This is a genomic window from Streptomyces sp. NPDC005402 (assembly GCF_040606575.1).
In the GTDB taxonomy this organism is placed as follows: Bacteria; Actinomycetota; Actinomycetes; order Streptomycetales; family Streptomycetaceae; genus Streptomyces.
Genome location: NZ_JBEXFB010000006.1, coordinates 349,138 through 374,130 on the forward strand (window position 1 = coordinate 349,138; position 24,993 = coordinate 374,130).

Annotated in this window: 23 protein-coding genes; 18 read left to right on the forward strand and 5 right to left on the reverse strand. The window is 71.2% G+C overall.

The window, feature by feature from the left end; all coding sequences use genetic code 11:
• Positions 1-105: 105 nt before the first annotated feature.
• From hrcA to ABZT02_RS14535, 10 genes are all read left to right on the forward strand, one after another.
• A complete protein-coding gene (gene hrcA, locus ABZT02_RS14490; RefSeq protein ID WP_031048581.1) occupies positions 106-1,122 on the forward strand; it encodes a heat-inducible transcriptional repressor HrcA in 1,017 nt (338 codons plus the stop codon).
• Positions 1,123-2,262, forward strand: a complete 1,140-nt coding sequence (gene dnaJ / locus ABZT02_RS14495; protein WP_007381949.1) for a molecular chaperone DnaJ — start codon at positions 1,123-1,125, stop codon at positions 2,260-2,262.
• Between the two features lie 186 nt (positions 2,263-2,448).
• Positions 2,449-3,525 (forward strand): nitronate monooxygenase, encoded by a 1,077-nt coding sequence (locus ABZT02_RS14500; RefSeq protein WP_356017712.1) that lies wholly within the window; start codon positions 2,449-2,451, stop codon positions 3,523-3,525.
• Positions 3,522-4,271 (forward strand): 16S rRNA (uracil(1498)-N(3))-methyltransferase, encoded by a 750-nt coding sequence (locus tag ABZT02_RS14505; RefSeq protein ID WP_356017713.1) that lies wholly within the window; start codon positions 3,522-3,524, stop codon positions 4,269-4,271. The genes ABZT02_RS14500 and ABZT02_RS14505 overlap by 4 nt, the downstream gene beginning before the upstream one ends.
• A gap of 17 nt (positions 4,272-4,288) precedes the next feature.
• Positions 4,289-4,681, forward strand: a complete 393-nt coding sequence (locus tag ABZT02_RS14510) for a VOC family protein (RefSeq protein WP_356017715.1) — start codon at positions 4,289-4,291, stop codon at positions 4,679-4,681.
• A 220-nt stretch (positions 4,682-4,901) separates the two neighbouring features.
• Complete coding sequence (locus ABZT02_RS14515) at positions 4,902-5,435, forward strand: hypothetical protein (RefSeq protein ID WP_356017717.1); 534 nt, start codon at positions 4,902-4,904, stop codon at positions 5,433-5,435.
• A gap of 45 nt (positions 5,436-5,480) precedes the next feature.
• Complete coding sequence (locus tag ABZT02_RS14520) at positions 5,481-8,681, forward strand: S41 family peptidase (protein WP_356017719.1); 3,201 nt, start codon at positions 5,481-5,483, stop codon at positions 8,679-8,681.
• Between the two features lie 33 nt (positions 8,682-8,714).
• Positions 8,715-9,068, forward strand: a complete 354-nt coding sequence (locus tag ABZT02_RS14525) for a histidine triad nucleotide-binding protein (protein WP_356017722.1) — start codon at positions 8,715-8,717, stop codon at positions 9,066-9,068.
• Between the two features lie 6 nt (positions 9,069-9,074).
• A complete protein-coding gene (locus ABZT02_RS14530; RefSeq protein ID WP_356017724.1) occupies positions 9,075-9,980 on the forward strand; it encodes a ribonuclease Z in 906 nt (301 codons plus the stop codon).
• Between the two features lie 20 nt (positions 9,981-10,000).
• The gene (locus tag ABZT02_RS14535; protein WP_356017726.1) at positions 10,001-10,990 is read left to right on the forward strand and encodes an adenosine deaminase; all 990 of its coding nucleotides are present in this window, start codon (positions 10,001-10,003) and stop codon (positions 10,988-10,990) included.
• Positions 10,991-11,054: 64 nt separating this feature from the next.
• On the opposite strand, the gene ABZT02_RS14540 is transcribed toward ABZT02_RS14535, so the two are convergent.
• Positions 11,055-12,242, reverse strand: a complete 1,188-nt coding sequence (locus ABZT02_RS14540) for an MFS transporter (RefSeq protein ID WP_356017728.1) — start codon at positions 12,240-12,242, stop codon at positions 11,055-11,057.
• A 187-nt stretch (positions 12,243-12,429) separates the two neighbouring features.
• A complete protein-coding gene (locus tag ABZT02_RS14545; RefSeq protein WP_356017730.1) occupies positions 12,430-13,233 on the reverse strand; it encodes an IclR family transcriptional regulator in 804 nt (267 codons plus the stop codon).
• 157 nt (positions 13,234-13,390) lie between these two features.
• Between ABZT02_RS14545 and ABZT02_RS14550 the strand changes: the two genes are divergently transcribed.
• Both ABZT02_RS14550 and ABZT02_RS14555 read left to right on the forward strand, forming a co-directional pair.
• Positions 13,391-14,293 (forward strand): 5-dehydro-4-deoxyglucarate dehydratase, encoded by a 903-nt coding sequence (locus ABZT02_RS14550; protein WP_356018001.1) that lies wholly within the window; start codon positions 13,391-13,393, stop codon positions 14,291-14,293.
• Positions 14,290-15,579 (forward strand): glucarate dehydratase family protein, encoded by a 1,290-nt coding sequence (locus ABZT02_RS14555; protein WP_356017733.1) that lies wholly within the window; start codon positions 14,290-14,292, stop codon positions 15,577-15,579. Before ABZT02_RS14550 ends, ABZT02_RS14555 begins: the two co-directional genes overlap by 4 nt.
• Positions 15,580-15,694: 115 nt before the next feature.
• On the opposite strand, the gene ABZT02_RS14560 is transcribed toward ABZT02_RS14555, so the two are convergent.
• A complete protein-coding gene (locus ABZT02_RS14560; RefSeq protein ID WP_356017735.1) occupies positions 15,695-16,681 on the reverse strand; it encodes a cellulase family glycosylhydrolase in 987 nt (328 codons plus the stop codon).
• A 224-nt stretch (positions 16,682-16,905) separates the two neighbouring features.
• Here ABZT02_RS14560 and ABZT02_RS14565 point away from each other — a divergent pair, with 224 nt between their 5' ends.
• Positions 16,906-18,051 (forward strand): PfkB family carbohydrate kinase, encoded by a 1,146-nt coding sequence (locus tag ABZT02_RS14565; protein ID WP_356017737.1) that lies wholly within the window; start codon positions 16,906-16,908, stop codon positions 18,049-18,051.
• A gap of 51 nt (positions 18,052-18,102) precedes the next feature.
• Here the strand turns inward: ABZT02_RS14565 and ABZT02_RS14570 are convergent, their stop codons facing one another.
• On the reverse strand, positions 18,103-18,819 hold the full coding sequence (locus tag ABZT02_RS14570; RefSeq protein ID WP_356017739.1) for an FAD binding domain-containing protein: 717 nt from the start codon (positions 18,817-18,819) through the stop codon (positions 18,103-18,105).
• 252 nt (positions 18,820-19,071) lie between these two features.
• On the opposite strand from ABZT02_RS14570, the gene ABZT02_RS14575 reads away from it, so the two are divergent.
• From ABZT02_RS14575 to ABZT02_RS14590, 4 genes are read left to right on the forward strand one after another with little or no spacing between them, the layout of a single operon-like run.
• Entirely contained in the window at positions 19,072-20,130 is a 1,059-nt protein-coding gene (locus tag ABZT02_RS14575; RefSeq protein ID WP_356017741.1) for a PhoH family protein, read from the forward strand.
• 13 nt (positions 20,131-20,143) lie between these two features.
• Positions 20,144-20,641 (forward strand): rRNA maturation RNase YbeY, encoded by a 498-nt coding sequence (gene ybeY / locus ABZT02_RS14580; protein WP_356017744.1) that lies wholly within the window; start codon positions 20,144-20,146, stop codon positions 20,639-20,641.
• Positions 20,638-21,945, forward strand: a complete 1,308-nt coding sequence (locus ABZT02_RS14585; protein ID WP_356017746.1) for a hemolysin family protein — start codon at positions 20,638-20,640, stop codon at positions 21,943-21,945. The genes ybeY and ABZT02_RS14585 overlap by 4 nt, the downstream gene beginning before the upstream one ends.
• Positions 21,942-22,301 (forward strand): MmcQ/YjbR family DNA-binding protein, encoded by a 360-nt coding sequence (locus tag ABZT02_RS14590; protein WP_356017749.1) that lies wholly within the window; start codon positions 21,942-21,944, stop codon positions 22,299-22,301. Before ABZT02_RS14585 ends, ABZT02_RS14590 begins: the two co-directional genes overlap by 4 nt.
• Here ABZT02_RS14590 and ABZT02_RS14595 read toward each other — a convergent pair.
• Positions 22,263-23,729 carry an MFS transporter gene (locus tag ABZT02_RS14595; RefSeq protein WP_356017751.1) on the reverse strand — a complete coding sequence of 489 codons (1,467 nt, stop codon included), beginning with the start codon at positions 23,727-23,729 and terminating at the stop codon, positions 22,263-22,265. The genes ABZT02_RS14590 and ABZT02_RS14595 overlap by 39 nt on opposite strands.
• Before the next feature lie 146 nt (positions 23,730-23,875).
• Between ABZT02_RS14595 and ABZT02_RS14600 the strand changes: the two genes are divergently transcribed.
• The gene (locus tag ABZT02_RS14600) at positions 23,876-24,691 is read left to right on the forward strand and encodes a helix-turn-helix transcriptional regulator (protein ID WP_356018003.1); all 816 of its coding nucleotides are present in this window, start codon (positions 23,876-23,878) and stop codon (positions 24,689-24,691) included.
• Positions 24,692-24,993 lie beyond the last annotated feature (302 nt).

Here is a 24,993-nt window from a genome sequence, read left to right on the forward strand (position 1 = left end):
CCCAGGGAGTACCCCACCGCCGTACACTGGCCGGGGAGCGCTGGCACTCGGACGGACAGAGTGCCAGGCAAGGCGCCAAGGGAACGACTTCTGGAGGTGTGCGCGATGCTGAGTGAACGCAGGCTTCAGGTGTTGCGCGCCATCGTCCAGGACTACGTCGGCACGGAGGAGCCGGTCGGGTCGAAGGCCCTGACCGAGCGGCACAACCTCGGAGTCTCCCCTGCGACCGTCCGTAACGACATGGCGGTCCTGGAGGACGAGGGATTCATCGCCCAGCCGCACACCAGCGCGGGGCGGATCCCGACCGACAAGGGCTACCGGCTGTTCGTCGACAAACTGGCGGGCGTCAAGCCGATGACCGCGCCCGAGCGGCGCGCCATCCAGAACTTCCTCGACGGCGCCGTGGACCTCGACGACGTCGTGGCGCGGACCGTGCGGCTGCTCGCGCAGCTCACCCGGCAGGTCGCCGTCGTGCAGTACCCCTCCCTCACCCGCTCGACCGTGCGGCATGTGGAACTGCTCTCGCTCGCTCCCGCGCGCGTGATGCTCGTGCTGATCACGGACACCGGCCGGGTCGAGCAGCGCATGGTCGACTGCCCGGCACCCTTCGGGGAGGCCTCGCTCGCCGATCTGCGGGCCCGGCTCAACAGCCGGGTCGCGGGGCGCCGGTTCGCCGACGTGCCGCAGCTGGTCGAGGACCTGCCCGAAGGCTTCGACGTCGAGGACCGGGGTACGGTCTCGACAGTGCTCTCCACTCTCCTGGAGACGCTCGTCGAGGAGAACGAGGAGCGGCTGATGATCGGCGGCACCGCCAATCTCACCCGCTTCGGACATGACTTTCCCCTCACGATCCGGCCCGTCCTGGAGGCCCTGGAGGAACAGGTCGTCCTCCTCAAACTCCTTGGTGAGGCAGGGGATTCGGGCATGACCGTACGTATTGGTCACGAGAACGCCTACGAGGGACTCAACTCCACTTCGGTGGTGTCGGTCGGCTACGGTTCGGGCGGCGAGGCAGTCGCCAAGCTCGGCGTGGTCGGACCGACCCGCATGGATTACCCGGGAACGATGGGAGCGGTACGCGCAGTGGCACGGTACGTCGGACAGATCCTGGCGGAGTCGTAAGTGGCCACGGACTACTACGCCGTTCTCGGCGTGCGCCGCGACGCGTCGCAGGATGAGATCAAGAAGGCGTTCCGTCGGCTCGCGCGCGAGCTGCACCCGGACGTCAACCCGGATCCGAAGACCCAGGAGCGGTTCAAGGAGATCAACGCCGCTTACGAGGTGTTGTCGGACCCGCAGAAGAAGCAGGTCTACGACCTCGGCGGCGACCCGCTCTCGCAGGCCGGCGGCGGTGGCGCGGGCGGCTTCGGGGCCGGTGGGTTCGGGAACTTCTCGGACATCATGGACGCGTTCTTCGGTACGGCGTCGCAGCGGGGTCCGCGCTCGCGCACCCGGCGCGGCCAGGACGCGATGATCCGCCTGGAGATCGAGCTCGACGAGGCGGCCTTCGGCACCACGAAGGACATCCAGGTCGACACGGCGATCGTCTGCACCACCTGCAGCGGTGAGGGCGCGGCGCCGGGCACCTCCGCGCAGACGTGTGACATGTGCCGCGGGCGCGGTGAGGTGTCCCAGGTGACCCGGTCCTTCCTGGGCCAGGTCATGACGTCCCGCCCGTGCCCGCAGTGCCAGGGCTTCGGCACCGTGGTCCCGACCCCGTGCCCGGAGTGCGCGGGCGACGGCCGGGTCCGCTCGCGCCGCACGCTGACCGTGAAGATCCCCGCCGGTGTGGACAACGGCACCCGGATCCAGCTCGCGGGTGAGGGCGAGGTCGGCCCCGGTGGCGGTCCCGCCGGTGACCTCTACGTCGAGATCCACGAGCTCCCGCACTCGCAGTTCCAGCGGCGCGGTGACGATCTGCACTGCACGGTCACGCTCCCGATGACGGCGGCGTCGCTCGGCACGAAGGTGCCGCTGGAGACGCTGGACGGCATGGAGGAGGTCGACATCCGGCCCGGTACCCAGTCCGGCCAGTCGATCCCGCTGCACAGCCGGGGCGTCACCCACCTGCGCGGCGGCGGCCGGGGCGACCTCATCGTCCACGTCGAGGTCCAGACCCCGACCAAGCTGGACCCGGAGCAGGAGCGCCTGCTGCGCGAGCTGGCGAAGCTGCGCGGCGAGGAACGGCCCACGGGGCAGTTCCAACCCGGGCAGCAGGGGCTGTTCTCACGGTTGAAGGACGCGTTCAACGGTCGTACGTGAGCTGCGGGACGACTGCCGGGGGTCCGGGGGTCGTCCCCCGGGCAGACACAGTCAGCCCGGGCAGCAGGGGCTGTTCTCAAGGCTGAAGGACGCGTTCAACGGTCGTACCTGAGCCGTGCGACGGGCGTACCTAACCGTGCGAAGGTCGGATTCGGACTTGTTCGGAGGACGTGACAACATGCCGTCATGTCCTCCGCACTGACCGATCTCTTCCCTCATCCGATCGTGCAGGCGCCCATGGCGGGCGGCGTCTCCGTGCCGCGGCTCGCCGCCGCCGTGTCCGAGGCGGGCGGGCTCGGATTCCTCGCCGCCGGGTACAAGACGGCCGACGGGATGTACCAGGAGATCAAGCAGCTGCGCGGACTGACCAAGCGGCCCTTCGGGGTCAACCTCTTCATGCCGCAGCCCGAGTACGCCGACCCGGCGGCCGTCGAGGTCTACGCCCACCAGCTGGCCGGCGAGGCCACCTGGTACGACACCGAGCTCGGCGACCGGGACAGCGGACGTGACGACGGCTACGACGCCAAGCTCGCCGTCCTGCTCGACAACCCCGTGCCGGTGGCCTCCTTCCACTTCGGCATCCCGAGCAGCGACGCCCTGGAGTCGCTGCGCCGCGCCGGGACCTTCACCCTCGTCACCGCGACCACCCCCGAAGAGGCCCTCGCCGTGCAGTACGCGGGCGCCGACGCGGTCATCGCGCAGGGCGTCGAGGCCGGCGGCCACCAGGGCACCCACCGCGACCTCCCCGAGCAGGACGGCTCCGGGCTCGGACTCCTGTCCCTGGTCGCCCAGATCCGCGAGACGGTCACCGTCCCGATCGTCGCCGCCGGCGGCATCATGCGCGGCAGTCAGATCGCCGCCGTCCTCGCCGCCGGCGCGAGCGCGGCCCAGCTCGGCACGGCGTTCCTCGCCACGCCCGAGTCCGGCGCCCACGACGTGCACAAGCAGGCGCTGACCAACCCGCTCTACGTCCGCACCGAGTTGACCCGCGCCTTCTCCGGCAGACCGGCCCGTGGCCTGGTCAACCGTTTCCTGCGCGAGCACGGGCCGTACGCCCCCGCCGCCTACCCCGAGGTCCACCACCTCACCGCCCCGCTCCGCAAGGCCGCCGCCAAGGCCAAGGACGCGCAGGGCATGGCGCTGTGGGCGGGCCAGGGGCACCGGATGGCACGCGAACTGCCCGCCGGGCAGCTCGTGGAGATACTCGCGGCCGAACTCGACGCCGCCAGGACAGCGTTGTCAGGCAAGGGGGACCTGAGATGACCGCACCGGTTTTCGTGGTCGAGCACTTCGACGCGGGCGACGGCGGACGGTACGTCCTCGACGGCCCCGAAGGCCGCCACGCCGTCTCCGTGAAGCGGCTCCAGGCCGGTGAGGACGTCATCCTCACCGACGGCGCCGGACACTGGGCCGACTGCGTGGTACTCGGCACCGAGGGCAAGGACCGGCTGATCGTCCGGCTGGACTCGGTGAACGAGGCACCTCGGGCGCAGCCCCGCATCACGGTCGTCCAGGCCCTCCCCAAGGGCGACCGCGGTGAACTCGCCGTCGAGACCATGACCGAGGTCGGCGTCGACGCCATCGTGCCCTGGCAGGCGGCCCGCTGCATCACCCAGTGGAAGGGCGAGCGGGGTCTGAAGGCGCTCGGCAAGTGGCGGGCCACCGCCCGCGAGGCCAGCAAGCAGTCCCGGCGGATCCGTTTCCCGGAGGTCGCTGACGCGGCAAGCACCAAGCAGGTTGGCGCACTTCTCGCCAAAGCCGACTTCGCCGCCGTGCTCCACTCCGACTTCGAACGCGGCAGCGAGCCGCTGGCCACCGCCGAACTCCCCGACGAGGGCGAGATCGTGCTGGTCGTCGGCCCCGAAGGGGGCGTGGCCAAGGACGAGTTGGCGCTCTTCGAGGAGGCCGGTGCGCGCGCCTACGTCCTCGGGCCTACCGTGCTGCGTACGTCGACCGCCGGAACCGCGGCGACCGCCCTGCTCCTCGGCCGCACCGGCCGCTGGTCCTGAACCCCGGGAGGACGTCCGTGGAACTCGCCCAAGTGCGCCTGCTCGTCACCGACTTCGCCACCTGCTACCGCTTCTACGCCGAGGTCCTCGGCCTCAAGCCCCAGTCGGGGGCGACGGGCGGGCCGTACGAGAAGTTCAGTTTCGCCACCGGCTCGGCGGGCGTCGCCCTGCAGGACCGGTCGATGATGGCGGAGGTCCTCGGCGAACTGGGCGACACGGCCACCGGCCACCGTTCCCTGGTGGTGCTGCGCGTCGACGACCTGGACACCTACTGCGAGCAGATCGCCGCCCGCGGCGCCGTCCTGCTGCACGGCCCGGCCCCCATGACGGACCGCATGCGCGTCGCCCACCTCAAGGACCCGGAGGGGAACCTGGTGGAGCTTCAGCAGTGGCTGCTGCTGCGCGGCTGAGCACCGCGTCGAACAGGTCCCAGGCCGTCCCACTCCCCGCCTCCCGCCAGGAGTCCGCGGTCCGTCGCCGCAAAGCCGTCGTGCGCGTAGCAGCAGAGTCGTCCACCACGAGCTTTCTCGCCCCACCGTGTCCGCGCATCCGCCCACCGTGGACCGACCGGCGCGCGGGTGGCCGTATGCGCTCTACCCTCCGGGGCGGGACAGTGGCAGGCTGCCCTCCATGGTGGCGTTGAGACGGAACTGGCGTCGGCCGCGCGGGGTGCGAGCAGCGGGTGCGATCGGGGGGGCCGTGCTGGCCGTGGGCGGGGTCGCCGCTTGCGAACCGACCGGCGTGGTCAGCTCCGCGACCGTCGCCTACACCACCGACCAGTTGGTCACCAAGGAGCTGAACCGGCAGAAGGCCGACGTGAGTTGGCTGACCTGCACGGCCACGTACGACAACGGCGACCGGACACCGAGTGCGAGTGTGAACACCGTCGCCACCGTCAACTGCGAGGGCAGGACGCGGGACGGCAAGGACATCACCGCCAAGGGCAAGGTGACCCGGACCGTCAGCGGGGCGTGTGTGCGCGGCGATCTCACCGCCACCGTCGGCGGCAAGCAGTGGTTCCACGTGGAGGGGCTCGGCGACTGCGACGCCACGCCCACCCCGCGCGTCAACAACCCGGGACAGCCCGGCCCCACCGTCACGGTGACCGTCACCAGGACCATCTGGTGCCAGAAGGACCCGCAGTGCTGGCCCGACGGCAAGTGATCGAAACCTCTGTGCACGGGGACCGAGCGTGCATAGGGTGATCGGGTGACACAGCCTGCGACGTCTGCATATCTCCGGTTTCCGCATCTGCGGGGCGAGTTGGTGGCCTTCACCGCCGAGGACGACGTGTGGCTCGCGCCGCTCGACGGCGGGCGCGCCTGGCGGGTCAGCGCGGACAACGTGCCGGTCACCCACCCCCGGATCTCGCCCGACGGCACCACCGTCGCCTGGACCTCCGCCCGCGACGGCGCCCCCGAGGTGCACGTCGCCCCGGTCGACGGCGGCCCGGGCCGGAGGCTGACCCACTGGGGCAGCGCACGCACCCAGGTGCGCGGCTGGACCCCGGACGGCGAGGTCCTCGCGATCACCACCCACGGCCAGGCGAGCCTGCGCCGCAGCTGGGCGCGGACCGTCCCGCTCGACGGCGGCCCCGGCACCACCCTGCCGTACGGCCCCGTGGGCCATGTCGCCCACGGCCCGGCGACCGTGCTCCTCTCCGCGCCCATGGGCCGGGAGGCCGCCTGGTGGAAGCGGTACCGGGGCGGCACGGCGGGCAAGCTGTGGATCGACCGCGAGGGCGACGGGGAGTTCGTACGGCTGCACGACGACCTGGACGGAAACCTGGAGTACCCCGAGTGGGCCGGGGACCGGATCGCCTTCCTCTCCGACCACGAGGGCACCGGGGCCCTCTACTCCTCCCTCGCCGACGGCTCCGACCTGCGGCGTCACACCCCCCTCGACGGCTACTACGCCCGGCACGCCTCCGGTGACGGCACCCGGATCGTCTACACCTCGGCCGGTGAGCTGTGGATCCTCGACGACCTCGACGGCGCCGAACCGCGCCGCCTGGAGGTCCGGCTCGGCGGACAGCGCGCCGACCGGCAGCCCTTCCCCGTGGACGCCTCCCGCTGGTTCGGCTCGGCCGCCCCCGACCACACCGCGCGCGGCAGCGCGGTCGCCGTGCGCGGCACCGTCCACTGGGTCACCCACCGCTCGGGCCCGGCCCGCGCGCTCGCCGCCGAACCGGGCGTCCGGGCCCGGCTGCCGCGCACCTTCCGCACGGAGGGCGAGGAGTGGGTGGTGTGGGTGACGGACGCGGAGGGCGACGACGCCCTGGAGTTCGCGCCCGCCACCGGACTCGCCCCCGGCGCCACCCCGCGCCGCCTCGCCGCCGGACAGCTCGGCCGCGTCCTCGGTCTCGCCATGGCCCCCGACGGCAGCCGGGCCGCGGTCGCCGCGCACGACGGCCGCGTGCTGCTCGTCGAGCGGGAGACCGGCGAGGTCCGCGAGGTCGACCGCAGCGAGGACGGCGATGTACGGGGACTGACCTTCTCGCCCGACTCGGCCTGGCTCGTCTGGTCGCACCCCGGCCCCGCCCCGCTCTGCCAGCTCCGCCTCGCCAACACCACCGACCTGTCGGTCACCGAGGCGACCCCGCTGCGCTTCCAGGACTACGCGCCCGCCTTCACCCTCGACGGCAAGCACCTGGCCTTCCTCTCCAACCGCTCCTTCGATCCGGTCTACGACGAGCACGTCTTCGACCTCGCCTTCGTGGTCGGCGACCGCCCGCACCTGATCACCCTGGCCGCGACCACCCCGTCCCCCTTCGGCCCGCAACGCCACGGCCGGCCCTTCGAGGCTCCCGACAAGGACGAGACGCCCGACAGCGAGGGCACCCCGGCCACCCGGATCGACCTCGAAGGCCTCGCCGACCGGATCGTGCCCTTCCCGGTGGAGGCCGGCCGCTACTCCAACCTGCGCGCGGCCAAGGACGGCGTGCTGTGGCTGCGCCACCCCGTCCAGGGCGTCCTCGGCTCCTCCCGGGCCACCCCGGACGATCCCGACCCCAAGACCGACCTCCAGCGCTACGACCTCGCCCAGCAGCGCCTCGAACACCTCGCCGCCGACGCCGACCACTTCGCCGTCAGCGGCGACGGCAAGCGGGTCCTGCTGTGGACCGACGGGCGCCTGAAGGTCGTACCGAGCGACCGCCGTGCCTCGAACGACGACGACAGCGACACCAACATCTCCGTCGACCTCGGCCGCATCCGGCAGACAGTCGACCCGTCGGCCGAGTGGCGGCAGATGTACGAGGAGACCGGCCGCATCATGCGGGACCACTTCTGGCGGCCCGACATGAGCGGCGTCGACTGGCAGGGCGTCCTCGACCGCTACCGCCCGGTCCTGGACCGCCTTGCCACCCACGACGACCTCGTCGACCTCCTCTGGGAGGTGCACGGCGAACTCGGCACCTCGCACGCGTACGTCACCCCGCGCGGCGGCCACAGCCACGGGCCCCGGCAGGGGCTCCTCGGTGCCGACATCTCCCGTCACCCGGACAACAGCTGGCGCATCGACCGCATCCTGCCCACCGAGACCTCCGACCCCGACGCCCGCTCCCCGCTCGCAGCGCCCGGCGTGGCGGTCCGCGCCGGAGACGCGATCGTCGCGGTGGGCGGCCGGCCGGTCGACCCGGTCACCGGCCCCGGCCCGCTCCTGGTCGGCACGGCCGGCAAGCCGATCGAGCTCACCGTCTCCCCGTCCGGCGGCGGCGACCTCCGCCACGCCGTGGTCGTCCCCGTCTCTGACGAGGAGCCCCTGCGCTACCACGCCTGGGTCGCCGACCGCCGCGCCTACGTCCACGAGAAGTCGGGCGGGCGCCTCGGCTATCTGCACGTTCCGGACATGCAGGCTCCCGGCTGGGCCCAGATCCACCGCGACCTGCGGGTCGAGGTGGCACGCGAGGGGCTCGTGGTGGACGTCCGTGAGAACCGGGGCGGCCACACCTCCCAGCTGGTCGTCGAGAAGCTGGCCCGCAGGATCGTCGGCTGGGCGCTGCCGCGCGGGATGCGCGCGTACAGCTATCCGAGGGACGCGCCGCGCGGCCCCGTGGTCGCCGTGGCCAACGAGTTCTCGGGCTCGGACGGCGACATCGTCAACGCGGCGATCAAGGCGCTGGGCATCGGCCCGGTCGTCGGCACGCGCACGTGGGGCGGGGTCATCGGCATCGACAGCCGCTACCGCCTGGTCGACGGCACGCTGATCACCCAGCCGAAGTACGCCTTCTGGCTGGAGGGTTACGAGTGGGGCGTCGAGAACCACGGGGTGGATCCCGACGTGGAGGTGCCGCAGCGGCCTCAGGACCACGCGGCGGGGAGGGACGCCCAATTGGACGAGGCGGTGCGGATCGCCTTGGAGACACTGGAGTCCAGTCCTGCGAAGACTCCGCCCGGTTTGCCTGACTAAGATGCCCCCGAGATCCGAGGCGAAAGGACCACCATGCCAGGGGAACCCCAGGACGACTGCCTGTTCTGCAAGATCGTGGCGGGCCAGATCCCGGCGACGATCGTGCGGGAATCCGAGACGACCGTGGCGTTCCGGGACATCAACCCCCAGGCCCCCACCCACGTCCTGGTGATCCCCAAGGCCCACTACGAGAACGCCGCCGTCCTCGCCACCGCCGCCCCGGAACTCGCCGCGGACGTCCTCCGGGAGACCCAGGCCGTCGCGGAACAGGAAAAACTGGAGAGCTACCGCACCGTCTTCAACACCGGCGCCGGCGCCGGACAGACGGTCTGGCACGCCCACGCCCACCTCATCGGCGGCCGCGGCCTCCACTGGCCCCCCGGATAGCTCCCCGTGTCCGTACGTGAGTTGGTCGTCCTCGGCACCGCCAGCCAGGTCCCCACGAGGCACCGCAACCACAACGGCTACCTGCTGCGCTGGGACGGCGAGGGCCTCCTCTTCGACCCCGGCGAGGGAACCCAGCGCCAGATGCTGCGCGCCGGGGTCGCCGCCCACGACCTCAACCGGATCTGCGTCACCCACTTCCACGGTGACCACTCCCTCGGGCTCGCGGGCGTGATCCAGCGCATCAACCTCGACCGGGTCCCGCACGAGGTCACCGCCCACTACCCGAAGTCGGGGCAGCGCTTCTTCGACCGCCTGCGGTATGCGACCGCGTACCGGGAGACGGTCCGGCTCACCGAGGCACCGGTCGCGGCCGACGGGGTGCTCGCCCGGACGGGCGGCTACACGCTGGAAGCCCGTCGGCTCTCCCACCCCGTCGAGTCCTACGGCTACCGCCTCACCGAGCCCGACGGCCGCCGTATGCTCCCCGACCGCCTCGCCGCGCACGGCATCAAGGGGCCCGACGTCGGACGGATCCAGCGGGAGGGCTCCCTGAACGGCGTCTCCCTCGACGACGTCAGCGAGCTCCGCCGCGGTCAGCGGTTCGCGTTCGTCATGGACACCCGCCTCTGCGACGGCGTCCACGCCCTCGCGGACGGCTGCGACCTGCTCGTCATCGAGTCGACCTTCCTCGACGAGGACGAGCAACTCGCCGTGGAACACGGCCACCTGACCGCCGGTCAGGCCGCGACCGCCGCCCGGGACGCCGGCGTACGGCACCTCGTGCTCACGCACTTCAGCCAGCGCTACTCCGAACCCGAGGAGTTCGAACGGCAGGCGCGGGCCGCAGGATACGAGGGCGAGCTGACCGTGGCCCACGACCTGCTGCGGGTCCCGGTTCCGAAACGGCGATAAAGCAGCCGTACGATGCTTTGATGTCCCTCCCCAAAGCTGAACTGCACCTGCACATCGAAGGCACCCTGGAGCCGGAGCTGGCTTTCGAGCTGGCCGCGCGCAACGGCGTCGAGCTGCCGTACGCCGACACGGACGCGCTCCGCAAGGCGTACCAGTTCGAGGATCTCCAGTCCTTTCTGAACCTGTACTACGAGCTCATGGTTGTCCTGCGCACCGAGCGGGACTTCGAGGACCTGGCGAACGCCTATCTCGCCCGGGCCGCCGCGCAGGGAGTGCGGCACGCGGAGATCTTCTTCGACCCGCAGGCGCACCTCGCCCGGGGCGTGGCGATGGGGACGGTCGTCGAGGGGTTGTGGCGGGCGCTGGGCAGCAGTGCGGAGAACCACGGTGTCTCCACGCAGCTGATCATGTGCTTCCTGCGGGACGAGTCCGCCGAGTCGGCCCTTCGGACCCTTGAGGCCGCCACGCCGTATCTCGACCGGATCGTCGGGGTCGGGCTCGACTCCGCCGAGGTGGGGCATCCGCCGGTGAAGTTCCGCGAGGTGTACGAGGCCGCGGCGGCGCTGGGGCTGCGGCGGGTGGCCCACGCCGGCGAGGAGGGGCCGCCGGAGTACATCGTCGAGGCGCTGGACGTGCTCGGTGTGGAGCGGGTGGATCACGGGCTGCGGTGCATGGAGTCGCCGGAGCTGGTCGCGCGGTTGGTGCGGGACCGGGTGCCGCTGACCTTGTGTCCCTTGTCCAACGTGCGGCTCCGTACGGTTGATGTGCTGGCCGATCATCCGTTGCCGGCGATGTTGGACGCGGGGTTGATGTGCACGGTGAACTCCGACGACCCGGCGTACTTCGGCGGATACGCGGGGGACAACTTTGAGGCCGTTCAGAAGACTCTGGGGCTGAGCGAGGAGCGGTTGCGGGAGCTTGCCCGCAACTCCTTCCTCGCGGCGTTCTTGGAGCACGATGAGGAGCTGCGGGCCCGGTATCTCGCGGAAGTTGATGCTTACGAGTTCTGAGCTGCGTTGTCGGGTGCGGGTGCGTTGTGGCTGGTCGCGCAGTTCCCCGCGCCCCTGAAGACACTCAGGCTGCCGTTGCTTTGTCGTACGCCTGGGTCGCCACCTGGATCTCCACCACCGGGAGTTGACGCCTGCCCGTCCCCAGCGCCACCGCCGTCATCGGGACGGCGATCAGGAGCAGGCCCGCCGCCAGGACCGTCCCCATCGCCGAGAAGCCTGCCTGCGAGGCGAGGAGGCTGCCGGTCAGGGGGCCCGCTGCCGTGCCCAGGGAGGATGCCGAGCCGACCAGGACCGCCCAGCGGCCGCGGGGGTCCAGGGAGGCGGCCAGGCCGATGACGTACGACAGCACGATCGGGTAGAGCGTGTTCCACGCGATCTCGCCGGTCGCGAAGGACGTCAGGTCGGTCGCGGAGGCGCTGAGGGTGATGCAGGCGGCGATGAGGACCGTGCCGCCGCCGATGGGGAGCGCGCGGCCCAGGCGCGGGCCGAGGGCGCCCGCGCCGACGACGCCCAGCAGGCCCGCGCCGAGGGCGATCGCGAAGACCGCGCCGACCGTCGCCTCCGACAGGTGGGCCTGGGTGAGGCCGATGCGGCCGCTGACGCCCCACAGGGCGTTCTGGGCGAGGGACCAGCAGGGGAGGGTGGCGGCGAGGAGGAGGCCGGCCCGGAGATGGGGGAGCGGGGTGCCTGTGTCCCGGCTTCGGGCGGGGGCCGTGGCGAGGGGGAGACGGTTCGTCAGGGGCCAGACCGCCAGTGCGGTGAGGGCGATCGCGGCGAGGGGCTGGCCGTGGCCGGGGCCCAGGTGGGGGACGGTCAGGTAGACGGCGCCGGCGAGTGCGGAGACGCCGAGCAGGCCGGCCGTGGTGGTGCGGTGCGGGTCCGGCTGGGCGGCGATGCCGGTGGCGGCCACCGCCGTCGACGTACCGGATCCGAAGCCGCCGATCAGGGCCCCCACGACGACGGCCGGGACGGCGTGGGCGAGGGCGGCGCCGCCGTAGCCGAGGACGGCGAGGGTGAGGCCGACGCGGGCGAGGGTGCGCGGGCCGATGCGGTCCACCCGGGAGGCCAGCAGGAAGCCGGCCGCCGCCGAACTCAGCAGCAGCGCGCTGCCGACGGCGCCCGCCTCGGTGGCGGTGAGCGGAAGCCCCGAGTCGAGCCTGCCGACGGTGGTGGGGAGGAGGTAGGGGGCGAGGTACCCGGCCGTGAAAAGGGCAATGAGGGGCCAGGGCAGGGTGGAGCGACGGGCGAACACGGGCGTTCCCAGGGCATGCGAAAAGAAGCGGCTCAAAAGGGGGTGGGGCGCAGGCCGTCGACGGACAGGAACGCGCGAAGAATTTGTATCAAGCACACGGTTGCGGAGACAGCCCGGGTGGCGTGATCTGGATCACGTTCCGTTTGGGGTGGGAGACGCCGGGTAGACGACGGCTTTTTTGATGCGTCTAACGCCAGTGCGGGGCGCCCCCCGCACCCGGTGCCGTCGCCTCGATCTTGCTCCTGATCTCGCGCATCACCGCGATGATCTGCTGTTCGTGCTCCGGCGTCAGACGGGCGACCGGCACCGAGCAGCTGATGGCGTCCTGGGCGGGGGAGTCGTAGTGCAGGGCGAAGCCGAAGCCGACGATGCCGAGGACGCCCTCCTCGCGGTCGATCGAGTAGCCGCGGGCGCGGATCTCGGCGAGGTCGGTCAGCAGGGAGTCACGGGTGGTGTGGGAGTTGGGGGTGCGCGCCTCGTACGGTCCCGCGGGCAGCATGTCGTCGGGCCACTCGGCCAGCAGCGCCTTGCCCAGCGCACCGACGTGCGCGGGCAGCCGGCGGCCGACCCTGCTGATGGTCCGCAGGTACTCGTGCGACTCGCGCGTCGCCAGATAGGCCACGTCCCGGCCGTCGAGCCGGCCCAGGTGGATCGTCTCGCCCAGTGCCTGGGACGCCTCGTCGAGATACGGCCGTACGACCCGGACGCGCGGGTCGGAGTCCAGATAGCTGGTGCCGGTGAGCAGGGCGTGGATGCCGATGCCGTAGAGCGAGCCGGTGATGTCGGTGCGGACCCAGCCGCGCGAGATCAGGGTCTGGAGCAGCGCGTACATCGAACTGCGCGGCACCCCCAGCTCGTCCGCGAGCTCCTGGAGCCGCGCCGGGCGGTCGCCGCGCGCGGCCAGCAGTTCGAGGAGCTCGACCGTGCGGGCCGCCGACTTCACCTCGCGGACGCCACCGGTCTCCGGGCGCTCGGCGCCTGTCTCTGACATGGGCCGATCGTAATCGGCGCGTCGAACACGCCGCCGACCCATTGACGGACAGGGTTCGCATATCTAATCTGCATCTTCATACGTAGATTACGTCTACATAGGGAGATGAGTGAGGGTGATCCCCGACCCGGACACGGCCCGACGACTGCGGGACGGCATGGCGTGCGGCGTGCTGTCGTTCCCGCTCACGAGCTTCCACGACGACGGCACCCTCGACCCGGACGGCTTCCGCGCGCACGTGGCCGCACAGCTGGAGTGGGAGCCGGGCGCGGTCTTCCCGGCCTGCGGCACCGGTGAGTTCTTCTCCCTGGACGAGGACGAGTACCGGCAGGTCGTCACCCTCGCGGTCGAGGAGGCCGCCGGGCGCGTGCCCGTCGTCGCCGGGATCGGCTACGGCTGGGCGCAGGCCGTCCGTTTCGCCCGGATCGCCGAGGAGGCGGGCGCGGACGCACTGCTGGTCCTGCCGCACTATCTGGTCGCCGCCCCGCAGGACGGCCTGGTCGCACAGCTGGAGCAGATCGCGGCCCGGACGCGGCTGCCCCTCATCGCCTACCAGCGCGGTCAGGTCGCCTTCGGTGTGAGCGCGTTCCGGCGGGTCGCCGAGATCCCCGGGGTCATCGGGCTCAAGGACGGGCACAGCGACCTCGACCGGCTCCAGCGGCTCACCCTCGCCGCCCCCGAGGGCTTCCTGTTCTTCAACGGCGCCTCCACCGCCGAGATCCAGGCCCGCGCCTACGCCACCGTCGGTGTCCCCGCCTACTCCTCGGCCGTCCACGCCTTCGCCCCCGAGATCGCCAACGCCTTCTTCGGCGCCCTGCGCGACGGTGACAAGGGCGCCGGCACGGTCGAGAGGCTGCTGCGCGACTTCTACGTCCCGCTCGTCGAGCTCCGGGACCGGGTGCCCGGGTACGCCGTGTCGCTGGTGAAGGCGGCGGCGCGGCTGCGGGGGCGTCCGGTCGGGCCCGTGCGCGCGCCGCTCACCGATCCGTCGGACACCGATCTGGCGGACCTCCGTCTGCTGCTGACCACCGGTCTCGATCTCGTTGGAGCCGCGCTGTGAACCTCACGATCACCGACGTCCGGCTGACGCCGATCCTGGTCGCCGATCCGCCGCTGCTGAACACGCAGGGCGTGCATCAGCCGTACACGCCCCGGCTGATCGTCGAGGTGGAGACCGCGGACGGGGTCGTGGGGGTCGGGGAGACGTACGGCGACACGAAGTACCTGGAGCTGGCCCGGCCGTTCGCGCAGAAGCTGATCGGACGTCAGATCGCCGACCTGAACGGGCTGTTCACGGTCGCGGACGAGGTGGCCGTCGATTCCTCCCGGGTCTCCGGACAGGTCGACGTCGGTGGGCTGCGGGGAGTCCAGACCGCCGACAAACTGCGGCTGTCCGTCGTCTCCGGGTTCGAGGTGGCCTGCCTCGACGCGCTGGGCAAGGCGCTCGGGTTGCCGGTGCACGCGCTGCTCGGGGGAAAGGTGCGGGACGCGGTCGAGTACAGCGCGTATCTGTTCTACAAGTGGGCCGCTCACCCTGAAGGCGTCCCCTCCGAGAAGGACGACTGGGGGGCGGCTCTCGATCCGGCGGGGGTGGTGGAGCAGGCCCGGCTCTTCACGGAGCGCTACGGCTTCACGTCCTTCAAGCTCAAGGGCGGGGTGTTTCCGCCGGACGAGGAGATCGCGGCGGTCAGGGCTCTCGCCGAGGCGTTCCCCGGGCATCCCCTGCGGCTCGATCCCAACGGGGCCTGGAGCGTGGCGACTTCGTTGCAGGTGGCTCGGGAGCTCGGGGACGTCCTGGAGTATCTGGAGGATCCCGCGCTGGGGACCGCCGCCATGGCCGAGGTGTCCGCCGGCACCGGTGTTCCGCTGGCCACCAACATGTGTGTGACGACCTTCGCGGAGATCAAGGAGGCGTTTGCCCGGGACGCGGTTCAGGTGGTGCTCTCCGATCACCACTACTGGGGCGGGCTGCGGAACACCCAGCAACTCGCCGCGATCTGCCGGACGTTCGGGGTGGGGGTGTCCATGCACTCCAACACGCACCTGGGGATCTCGTTGGCCGCGATGACGCATGTGGCGTCCACCGTGCCGAATCTTCACCATGCCTGCGACTCGCACTATCCGTGGCAGTCGGAGGATGTGCTGACCGAGCGGCTGGTCTTCGAGGACGGGGCCGTACGCGTCTCCGACGCGCCCGGGCTCGGTGTCGCACTCGACCGGGAGAAGGTGGAGTTCCTGCACCGGCGGTGGCTCGACGACGACGGTTCCTTGCGGGAGCGGGATGACGCCGCGGCGATGCGGGTCGCCGAGCCGGGATGGGAGACGCCCGCCGTACCTCGCTGGTAACACCGGCAGGAGGTCATGGCCCCGACGGTTGCCGAGTGCGGGCATCCGTCGGGGCGCACGGTCGTGACGAAGAGCGTCAAGGCGGGGCGGAAGGCACCCTCGGCCGTCTGTCCGGTTACAGGCCCCAGCCCCAGCGCAGTTGTGCCACGCCCGAGGAGTTGTTCACCGCCAGTCCGCTGCCGCTCTGCCGGGTGATCGAATAGCTGTCGCCCGAGCGCAGGCCGGGCCAGTAGACGACGCCCATCTGACGGGACCTCGTCAGGTCCGTGGTGGCGGCGAAGTACGCGGTGAAGGTGTTGCCGTCCTGGTTCCCGCCGTAGTAGTTCAACCCGGTCGTCATCGGGGCACCGGCCTCGTCGATGATGGTGCGGGACGAGTACGAGCCGAGCCGGTTGCTCAGGTTGGTGGTCCACGCCGAGCGGGTCGTGTCCGAGGCCCAGTATCCGTAGAAGTGCAACGACAGCAGTGTGCCGTTCAGGGCACTGGCCGCTCCGACGCCCGTGACGTTGTCGTTGTAACCGGTGCCGCTGATGAGGACCCGCCCGCGGGGGGTGCTCGAATGCCGGGACAGCCACGACGAGCAGAGCGACACCCAGTCGTTCAGGCTGTACCCGAACGGCTCGTTCATCGGTTCGAAGTAGACGTTGCCGTTGCTGCCGTAGTCGCTGATGACCTTGTCCCACATGGTGTTCCACGCGTTCAGGTCATCGACTTTGCCGTCCTTGTTCGCTTCCCAGTAGCCGAAGATGACCTTCATGCCGTGGGACAAAGCCGAGTCGGCGGCGCCCTTGTACCGTGCCCACCAGTCCGAGTTGACGCTCTGCGGGTTGATCGGCAGCCGCACGGTGTTCGCGCCGAGCTGCTGCTGGAAGCCGCTGATGATGCCGTCGGCCTTGGAGCGGACGCTGTCGTAGCTGTCCCCGGCCGTGAGGCCGGTCGGGATCACCCAGCCGTCCACGTAATTGTCGCGGCTGTCCGCCCAGTTGACTCCGCGGAAGTCGTTCGTGGCGGCGGATGCGCCATGGGAAACGGTCAGCAGTGGCGCGAGGAGTGCTGCGACCAGGAAAGCGCGCAGACGGGTGCGAGAGCGGAGGCGATTCACACGAACTCCATTGTTCGATTGCTCGATGTTTTCAATTCCGATGTTTACGTAAACATCGCTTTGACGTGGGGCTACCCAGCTGAAGACGGGGGAGTTTCTGAATGCTGACCCTCCACGGATTTAGTGTCAAGAGCCTGTCAGGAGCCGTATCCCGTGTGACAGCGGCACGTTGTCGGTGCCGTGGTGCAGACTGGCCTGATCCGCACCACGTCAGGGAGCGCACCGTGATCGCCTCCACCGCCTCCGCCTCGTCCGTCGGAAACCACCACCGCGACGGGCCCCGGGTCGACCCGCTGGCCGCCCTGCGCACGCCGGACGACCCGCCCTGGGACGTGTACCTCACCGGCACCGTCTTCCTCGACATCGTCTTCACCGGGCTCGGCTCCGCCCCGGTGCGCGGGACCGAGTCCTGGGCACGCGGGATGGGATCGAGCCCCGGCGGCGTGGCGAACATGGCGACGGCCCTGGCCCGGCTCGGACTGCGCACCTCGCTGGCCGCGGCCTTCGGCGACGACCACTACGGCGATTACTGCTGGGACGCCCTGGAGCAGGGCGAGGGCATCGACCTCTCCCCGTCGCGCAGGGTCCCCGGCTGGCACTCCCCGGTCACCGTGTCGATGGCGTACGAGGGCGAGCGCACCATGGTCTCCCACGGCCACGAGCCGCCCCCCGAGGCCGTGCTCGTCCAAGAGGGCGCCCCGGACTGCCCGCCACGCGCGCGTGCCGCCGTGGCGTCGCTGGAGCCGGGGAAGCGCGCTCCCTGGATCGCCCAGGCGGCGGGCAAGGGCACCTGCATCTTCGCCGACGTCGGCTGGGACGAGACGGGCGCCTGGGACCTGGCGGGCCTCGCCGACCTCGAACACTGCGAGGCCTTCCTGCCGAACGCGGAGGAGGCGATGCGCTACACCGGCGCCTCCTGCCCCCGCGAGGCCGCGCACGCGCTCACCGAACACGTGCCGCTCGCCGTGGTCACCCTCGGCGCGGAGGGCGCGTACGCGGTGGACCGGCGTACCGGAGAGGCCGCCGAGGTCCCGGCGATCGAGGTCGAGGCGCTCGACCCGACCGGCGCCGGGGACGTCTTCGTGGCCGGCTTCGTCACCGGCACCCTCGCCGGCTGGCCGCTGGCCGACCGGCTGGCCTTCGCCGGCCTGACCGCCGCGCTCTCCGTCCAGGAGTTCGGCGGCTCCCTGTCCGCGCCGGGCTGGTCCGAGATCGGCGCCTGGTGGCGCAGGGTCCAGTCCGTCGACTCCCAGGACCCGGCCGCGCTGCGACGCTACGCGTTCCTGGCGGACATGATCCCGGAGGAGACGGCCCCGGGCTGGCCGCTGCGGCGAGCGGTGCCGACGATCGGGTTCGGCAGGTCGGCCTAGGGCATGGGACGGAGCGGGTCGCCTGGCCGCTGGGTGGCCGTGGTCGGGCCGTCAGCGGTCCCCGGCCCGCTCCAGCACCGACACCACCTGTTCCCGGACCACCTCGCGGGCCTCGGCGGGCAGCGCGCCGATCGCCGTGCCGCTCAACCCGTCGAGCACGCCGTCCGCGCCCGCGTCGCAGGGCACGGTCTCGGTCAGGAAGTCGTAGCCGTCGCGGACGGCGACGCGCAGGACGGGGCGGTCGCCCGCGTGCACGGCCGTGGCGACGACCAGGGGCGGCGGGCCGCCCGGGGCCTCGGCCACCTTGCGGTAGCCGCTGACCAGCGGGTCGTTCCAGCGCAGGCTCAGCAGCAGCGGCTTCTTCGCGAGCAGCTCGGCGAGGTCCGCCTCGAACGGCCCCTCCGCCGCCAGCACCTGCGCGCGGGCGCCCAGCACGAGCGCCGCGGGCAGCAGACAGCGCAGGGTGCTGCCGACGATGTTCCCGCCGACCGTGGCGGTCCGGCGCACCGCCCCCGTGCCGATGCCGGACGCGGCCCGGTGCAGCACCTCCGGCACCCGCTCGTCGATCCGGTGCAGCAGGACCGCCGCCCCGATCTCCCCGGCCCCGAGGACGTTCGCCTCCGGCACCTCGCGCAGCGACACGGCCTGCTCGGGGAAACCGTCGCGCTGCCAGGCGGCCCACACGAGCGTGGCACCGCCGACGGGTACCGCCCCGTCGGTCAGACACTCCTGTGCCTCGGGCAGGGAGGTGGGCAGACGCAACAGCACGGTCTTCCTGCTTTCTCCGTACGGGCTCCGGGGCCACCACCGCGCCCCAGGTCTTCGAACACGCGTGGTAGCGAGCGCATTCTTCCCCGGGGTGAGGGGGGAGCATGCAGGGCTCATCGCGGCAATGAGGGCGCCCTCATCGTCGAAAAGCCCTACGGCGTTGTCAGTGCACCGTCGTACCCTTGAACCGCGAGGCCGCCTCCCGTTGCGCGGCCGTGACGAGGAGGAACCGCAGGCCTTCAGCGCCGGCCCATGACTCAGACACCCACAGGTCACAGCCCCGCGCAGGGGCAGGCGAGAGCACAGTTCACCGTCCCCGCCCAGCACCCCATGGTCTCGGTCCTGGGGTCCGGCGACTCGCTCCTGCGCGTGATCGAGAAGGCCTTCCCGGCGGCCGACATCCATGTCCGGGGCAATGAGATCAGCGCTAGCGGCGCGGCGGCCGACGTCGCCCTCGTGCAGCGCCTGTTCGACGAGATGATGCTGGTGCTCCGCACCGGACAGCCGATGACGGAGGACGCAGTGGAACGCTCGATCGCCATGCTGCGCGCGAGCGAGAACGGGACGAGCGACGGCCAGGAGACTCCGGCCGAGGTGCTCACGCAGAACATCCTGTCCTCGCGCGGCCGCACCATCCGCCCCAAGACCCTCAACCAGAAGCGGTACGTCGACGCGATCGACAAGCACACGATCGTCTTCGGCATCGGCCCCGCCGGTACCGGCAAGACCTACCTCGCCATGGCCAAGGCGGTGCAGGCACTCCAGTCCAAGCAGGTCAACCGCATCATCCTGACCCGCCCGGCGGTGGAGGCGGGAGAGCGGCTGGGCTTCCTGCCCGGCACCCTCTACGAGAAGATCGACCCCTACCTGCGCCCGCTGTACGACGCCCTGCACGACATGCTGGACCCGGACTCGATCCCGAAGCTGATGGCCTCGGGGGTGATCGAGGTCGCACCGCTGGCATATATGAGGGGTCGCACCCTTAATGATGCTTTCATCATCCTGGACGAGGCCCAGAACACGAGCCCCGAGCAGATGAAGATGTTCCTCACCCGCCTCGGCTTCGACTCGAAGATCGTGATCACGGGTGACGTGACGCAGGTGGACCTGCCGAACGGGACCAAGTCCGGGCTGCGGCAGGTGCAGGACATCCTGGAGGGTGTGGAGGACGTGCACTTCTCCCGCCTGTCGTCCCAGGACGTCGTACGGCACAAGCTGGTCGGCCGTATCGTCGACGCGTACGAGAAGTACGACACCGAGAACGGTACGGAGAACGGCACCCACAAGGGCGGCCGGAACAAGCGGAAGTAGACAAGCCAGCACCATGTCGATCGACGTCAACAACGAGTCCGGAACCGAGGTCGACGAGCAGGCGATCCTCGACATCGCCCGCTACGCCCTCGCGCGGATGCGCATCCACCCGTTCTCCGAGCTCTCGGTGATCGTCGTGGACACCGACGCCATGGAGCAGCTGCACATCCAGTGGATGGACCTGCCGGGGCCCACCGACGTCATGTCGTTCCCCATGGACGAGCTCCGGCCGCCCAGCAAGGACGACGACGAGCCCCCGCAGGGCCTCCTCGGCGACATCGTGCTGTGTCCCGAGGTCGCCAAGAGGCAGGGCGAGGAGGCCGAGACGCAGCACTCCATGGACGAGGAGCTCCAGCTCCTCACCGTCCACGGCGTGCTGCACCTGCTCGGCTACGACCACGAGGAGCCGGACGAGAAGGCCGAGATGTTCGGCCTCCAGGCGGCCATCGTGGACGGCTGGCGGCAGGAGAAGGGGCTCACCGGTCCGTCCCCCGCGCCGACCGTCTCATGAGCCTGCCCCTCGTCTCCGGGGCGATCGCCCTGGTCGTCGTCGCCTGGCTCGCCGCCTGCGCGGAGGCGGGCCTGGCGCGCGTCTCCAGTTTCCGCGCCGAGGAAGCCGTACGGAACGGCCGTCGGGGCAGCGCCAAGCTCGCGCAGATCGCCGCCGACCCGACCCGCTATCTCAACGTGGCGCTGCTGGTGCGCGTCGCCTGCGAGATGGCGGCGGCCGCCCTGGTCACCTACGCGTGTCTCCAGCAGTTCCCGGGCACCACCCGCGCCCTGCTGGTCGCGATCGGCGTCATGGTGCTGGTGTCGTACGTCGCGGTGGGGGTGTCCCCGCGGACCATCGGACGTCAGCATCCCCTCAACACGGCCACCGCGGCCGCGTACATCCTGCTCCCGCTGGCCCGGATCATGGGCCCGATCCCGTCGTTGCTGATTCTCATCGGCAACGCGCTGACCCCCGGCAAGGGCTTCCGCCGCGGTCCGTTCGCCTCCGAGGCGGAGCTGCGCGCGCTGGTCGACCTCGCCGAGAAGGAGTCGCTGATCGAGGACGAGGAGCGCCGCATGGTGCACTCGGTCTTCGAGCTGGGCGACACGCTGGTGCGCGAGGTCATGGTCCCGCGCACCGATCTCGTCGTCATCGAGCGCTACAAGACGATCCGTCAGGCGCTCACCCTGGCGCTCAGGTCGGGCTTCTCGCGCATCCCCGTGTCCGGGGAGAGCGAGGACGACATCGTCGGGATCGTGTATCTGAAGGACCTGGTCCGCAAGACGCACATCAGCCGGGACGCGGAGAGCGAGCTGGTGTCCACGGCCATGCGGCCCGCCGCCTTCGTGCCCGACACCAAGAACGCCGGCGATCTGCTGCGCGAGATGCAGCAGGACCGCAACCACGTCGCCGTCGTCATCGACGAGTACGGCGGCACGGCGGGCATCGTCACCATCGAGGACATCCTGGAGGAGATCGTCGGTGAGATCACCGACGAGTACGACCGTGAACTCCCGCCGGTGGAGGACCTCGGCGACGACCGGCACCGGGTCACCGCCCGCCTGGACATCACCGACCTCGGCGAGCTGTACGGGCTCGACGAGTACGACGACGAGGACGTGGAGACCGTCGGCGGACTCCTGGCGAAGGCCCTGGGCCGCGTCCCCATCGCCGGGGCGTCCTCGGCCGTCGAGCTGCCGGACGGGCGCGTGCTCCGGCTGACCGCCGAGGCCGCCGCCGGGCGCCGGAACAAGATCGTGACGGTTCTGGTGGAGCCGGTGGGCGCCCTCGAAGCCGCCCAGGAGGAGAAGGAGTCCGAGTGACCCCCCAGGAGCTGCGCGCCCTCTGTCTCTCCTTCAACGCGGTGGTGGAGGATTTTCCGTTCAACCCCGAGACCTCGGTCTTCAAGGTGCTGGGCAAGGTCTTCGCGCTGACGAACCTGGACGCGCGGCCCCTGACGGTCAACCTCAAGTGCGACCCCGAGGACGCGATCCGGTTGCGCGCCGACCACCCCGGGCTGATCATCCCCGGCTACCACATGAACAAGCGCCACTGGAACACCGTCACGGTCGGCGGCGAGCTCCCGGACCGTGTGGTCCGGGAGCTCGTCGAGGACTCGTACGACCTGGTGGTGGCCGGTCTACCGCGCGCCGAGCGGCTGCGCCTCGACCGTCCCTGAGCGCACCCGCAGTCCCACCGCGACGAGTGCCGCGGCCACCAGCACGATGACCGTGTCCAGGGCGAGGACCGTGTGGACGCCGGACAGCAGGTCGTCCGAGGTGGTGGCGAGGACGCCCAGCAGCGGGATGCCGACGGTGATGCCGACCTGCTGGGTCGAGGTGACCAGGCCGGTGGCCAGGCCCTGCTCCTCGTCGGGGACACCGGAGGTCACGGTGATGCCGTACGAGATGATCGCGCCGAGGTGGCACATGCTGGCCAGGGAGACGGCGGCCGTGGCGAGCCAGACGGACCAGTTCCCGGTGCCGAGGCCCAGCAGAGCGGCGATCAGGGTGCCCTGGCCGACGAGTGAGCCGACCAGGGTGCGGCGCGGGCCGAAGCGGCCGATGATCCTCGGGGCGTAGGTGCCGGCCACCGCGGAGAGGACGCCCTGCACGCCGAAGACGAGGCCGGTCTCGAAGGCCGACAGGTGCAGGATCTCCTGGAGGTAGAGGGTCAGCACGAAGACGACCGTCGACATCATCGAGAAGGTGACCAGGCCGCCTATGTTGCCCCACGCCACCGTGCGGCGGCGCAGCATGGGCAGCGACACCAGGGGTTGTGCGGTGCGGGACTCGATCTTGACGAAGGCGGCGAGGAGCAGCAGGCCCGCGATCAGGGTGACGACGACGTCCGCGCGACCGAAGCCGTGGTCGGCGGCGGTCGACAGGGCGTAGATCAGGGAGAGCAGGCCGCCGGTGACCGTGATCGCGCCGGGTATGTCCAGGCGGGGGCGGTCCGGGATGGGGGCACCTCCCATGCCCTCAAGGCTATGGGGGAGGGACTCCGGGAGCAGGGCGGGGGCCAGCGGGAGCACGATCAGGGCGAACAGGGCGAGCAGGCCCATCGTGGAGCGCCAGCCGAGGGTGTCGGTGAGGGTGCCGCCGGCCACCATGCCGATGGTGAAGCCGAGCGAGAGCAGGGTGCCGGAGATGCCCAGGGCGCGGTCGCGGGCGGGGCCCTCGGGGAAGGTCGTGGTCAGCAGGGACATGCCGGTCGGCACGATGGCCGCCGCGCCGAGGCCCTGGAGGGCGCGTCCGGCGAGGAAGGACGCCGGGTTCCAGGCGAGGGCCGCGAGGAGGGAGGCGGCGCCGAAGAGGGCCAGCCCGGTGAGGAACAGCTTCCGACGGCCGTACAGGTCGCCGGTGCGGCCGAACAGGAGCAGGAAGCCGCCGGAGGGCAGCGCGAACGCCGTGACCGCCCACTGGAGGGCGGACGGGCTCATGCCCAGGTCCGCGCCGAGGACGGGCAGGGCGACGTTCAGGACGGAGAAGTCCAGCGCGACCATGAACTGGGCGGCGCACAGGACGAACAGGACGAGCTTGTCGCGCGTCGACAGCCGGGGGGTGTCGAGCGTGTCGGGGTCGGGATGCGTGGTGTCGATCGCCATGGGCAACAGCCTGCGGGCGCCGGAATAGCCGTGGGGAGCCGCAAGTTGTGCTGGTGGTGGCACCACCAGGCAACAACGAGGGGGATGCGTTCGTGCCCGAGGTCGTACCCAAGAGTGAGCGGCATCGTGAGCTGCGCGAGTTCCTGATGAGTCGGCGGGCCCGGGTCTCGCCCGCCGAGGCGGGGCTGCCGGACGGCGGGGCGCGGCGGCGGACGCCGGGGCTGCGGCGCGAGGAGGTCGCCGTGCTCGCGGGGGTGGGTGCCTCCTGGTACCAGTGGCTGGAGCAGGGGCGGGACATCTCCGTCTCCCCGCAGGTCCTCGACTCCGTCGGGCGGGTGCTGCGGCTGAGCAACGCCGAACGGCGGCATCTGTACGTCCTGGCCGGGCTGAACCCGCCCGCGCCGGAACCGGCCGCCGACCATGGCTGTGAGGCGCTGCGGCGGCTGATCGACGCGTGGATGCCGTATCCGGCGCACATCATGGACGCGTACTACAACTGCGTGCTGTACAACGACGCGGCCGGCTGGGTGCTGGGCATGCGGCCGGAGAACACCCAGAACTGTCTCGTCGACTTCTTCACCGACCCGCTGTACCGGTCGCGATCGCACAGTTGGGAACAGAACGCGCGCACGGTCGTCGCGCAGTTCCGGGCGGCCTGCTCCGCGCGCCCGGAGGACGAGGGCTTCCAGGAGGTGCTGGCCCGGCTCCGGGAGCTGAGCACTGAGTTCGCCGAGCTGTGGGAGCGGCGGGACATCGAGGACGCCGGGGTGATCCGCAAGGAGCTCGACCATCCGCTGGTCGGGCTGCTGTGCGTGGAGTCCACGGCGATGAAGGTACCGGCCCGCTCCGACCTGACGGTCGTCCTGCACACCCCCCTGGACGAGGCGAACACCGCGGCCAAGCTGGAGTGGCTGGCCTCACCGGAGGGGCGCCGCGGGGCGATGTATCCGGTGGCGGGCTGAGAGAGCGGGCGGATGGCGTGCCCGTCAAGGACGGCGGCTCCAGCCATGGCCTGCCCTCCGGCGGGCGGTGGCTCCGGTCTCGGCCTTCCCCCAGGGGCGGGCAGCGGTTTCAGTGACGGCCGGGCTTCTTCCCCCGGCGGGCGGTTGCTTCGGTCGCGGTCGGTCTTCCCTGGCCGGCCGTGGCTCCGGTCCAGGCGTGCCCCTGGTCGGGCAGCGGTTCCAGAGCGGGGCGGCCTCCGCGGGCGGTGGCTCCGGTCTCGGCCTTCCCCCAGGGGCGGGCAGCGGTTTCAGTGACGGCCGGC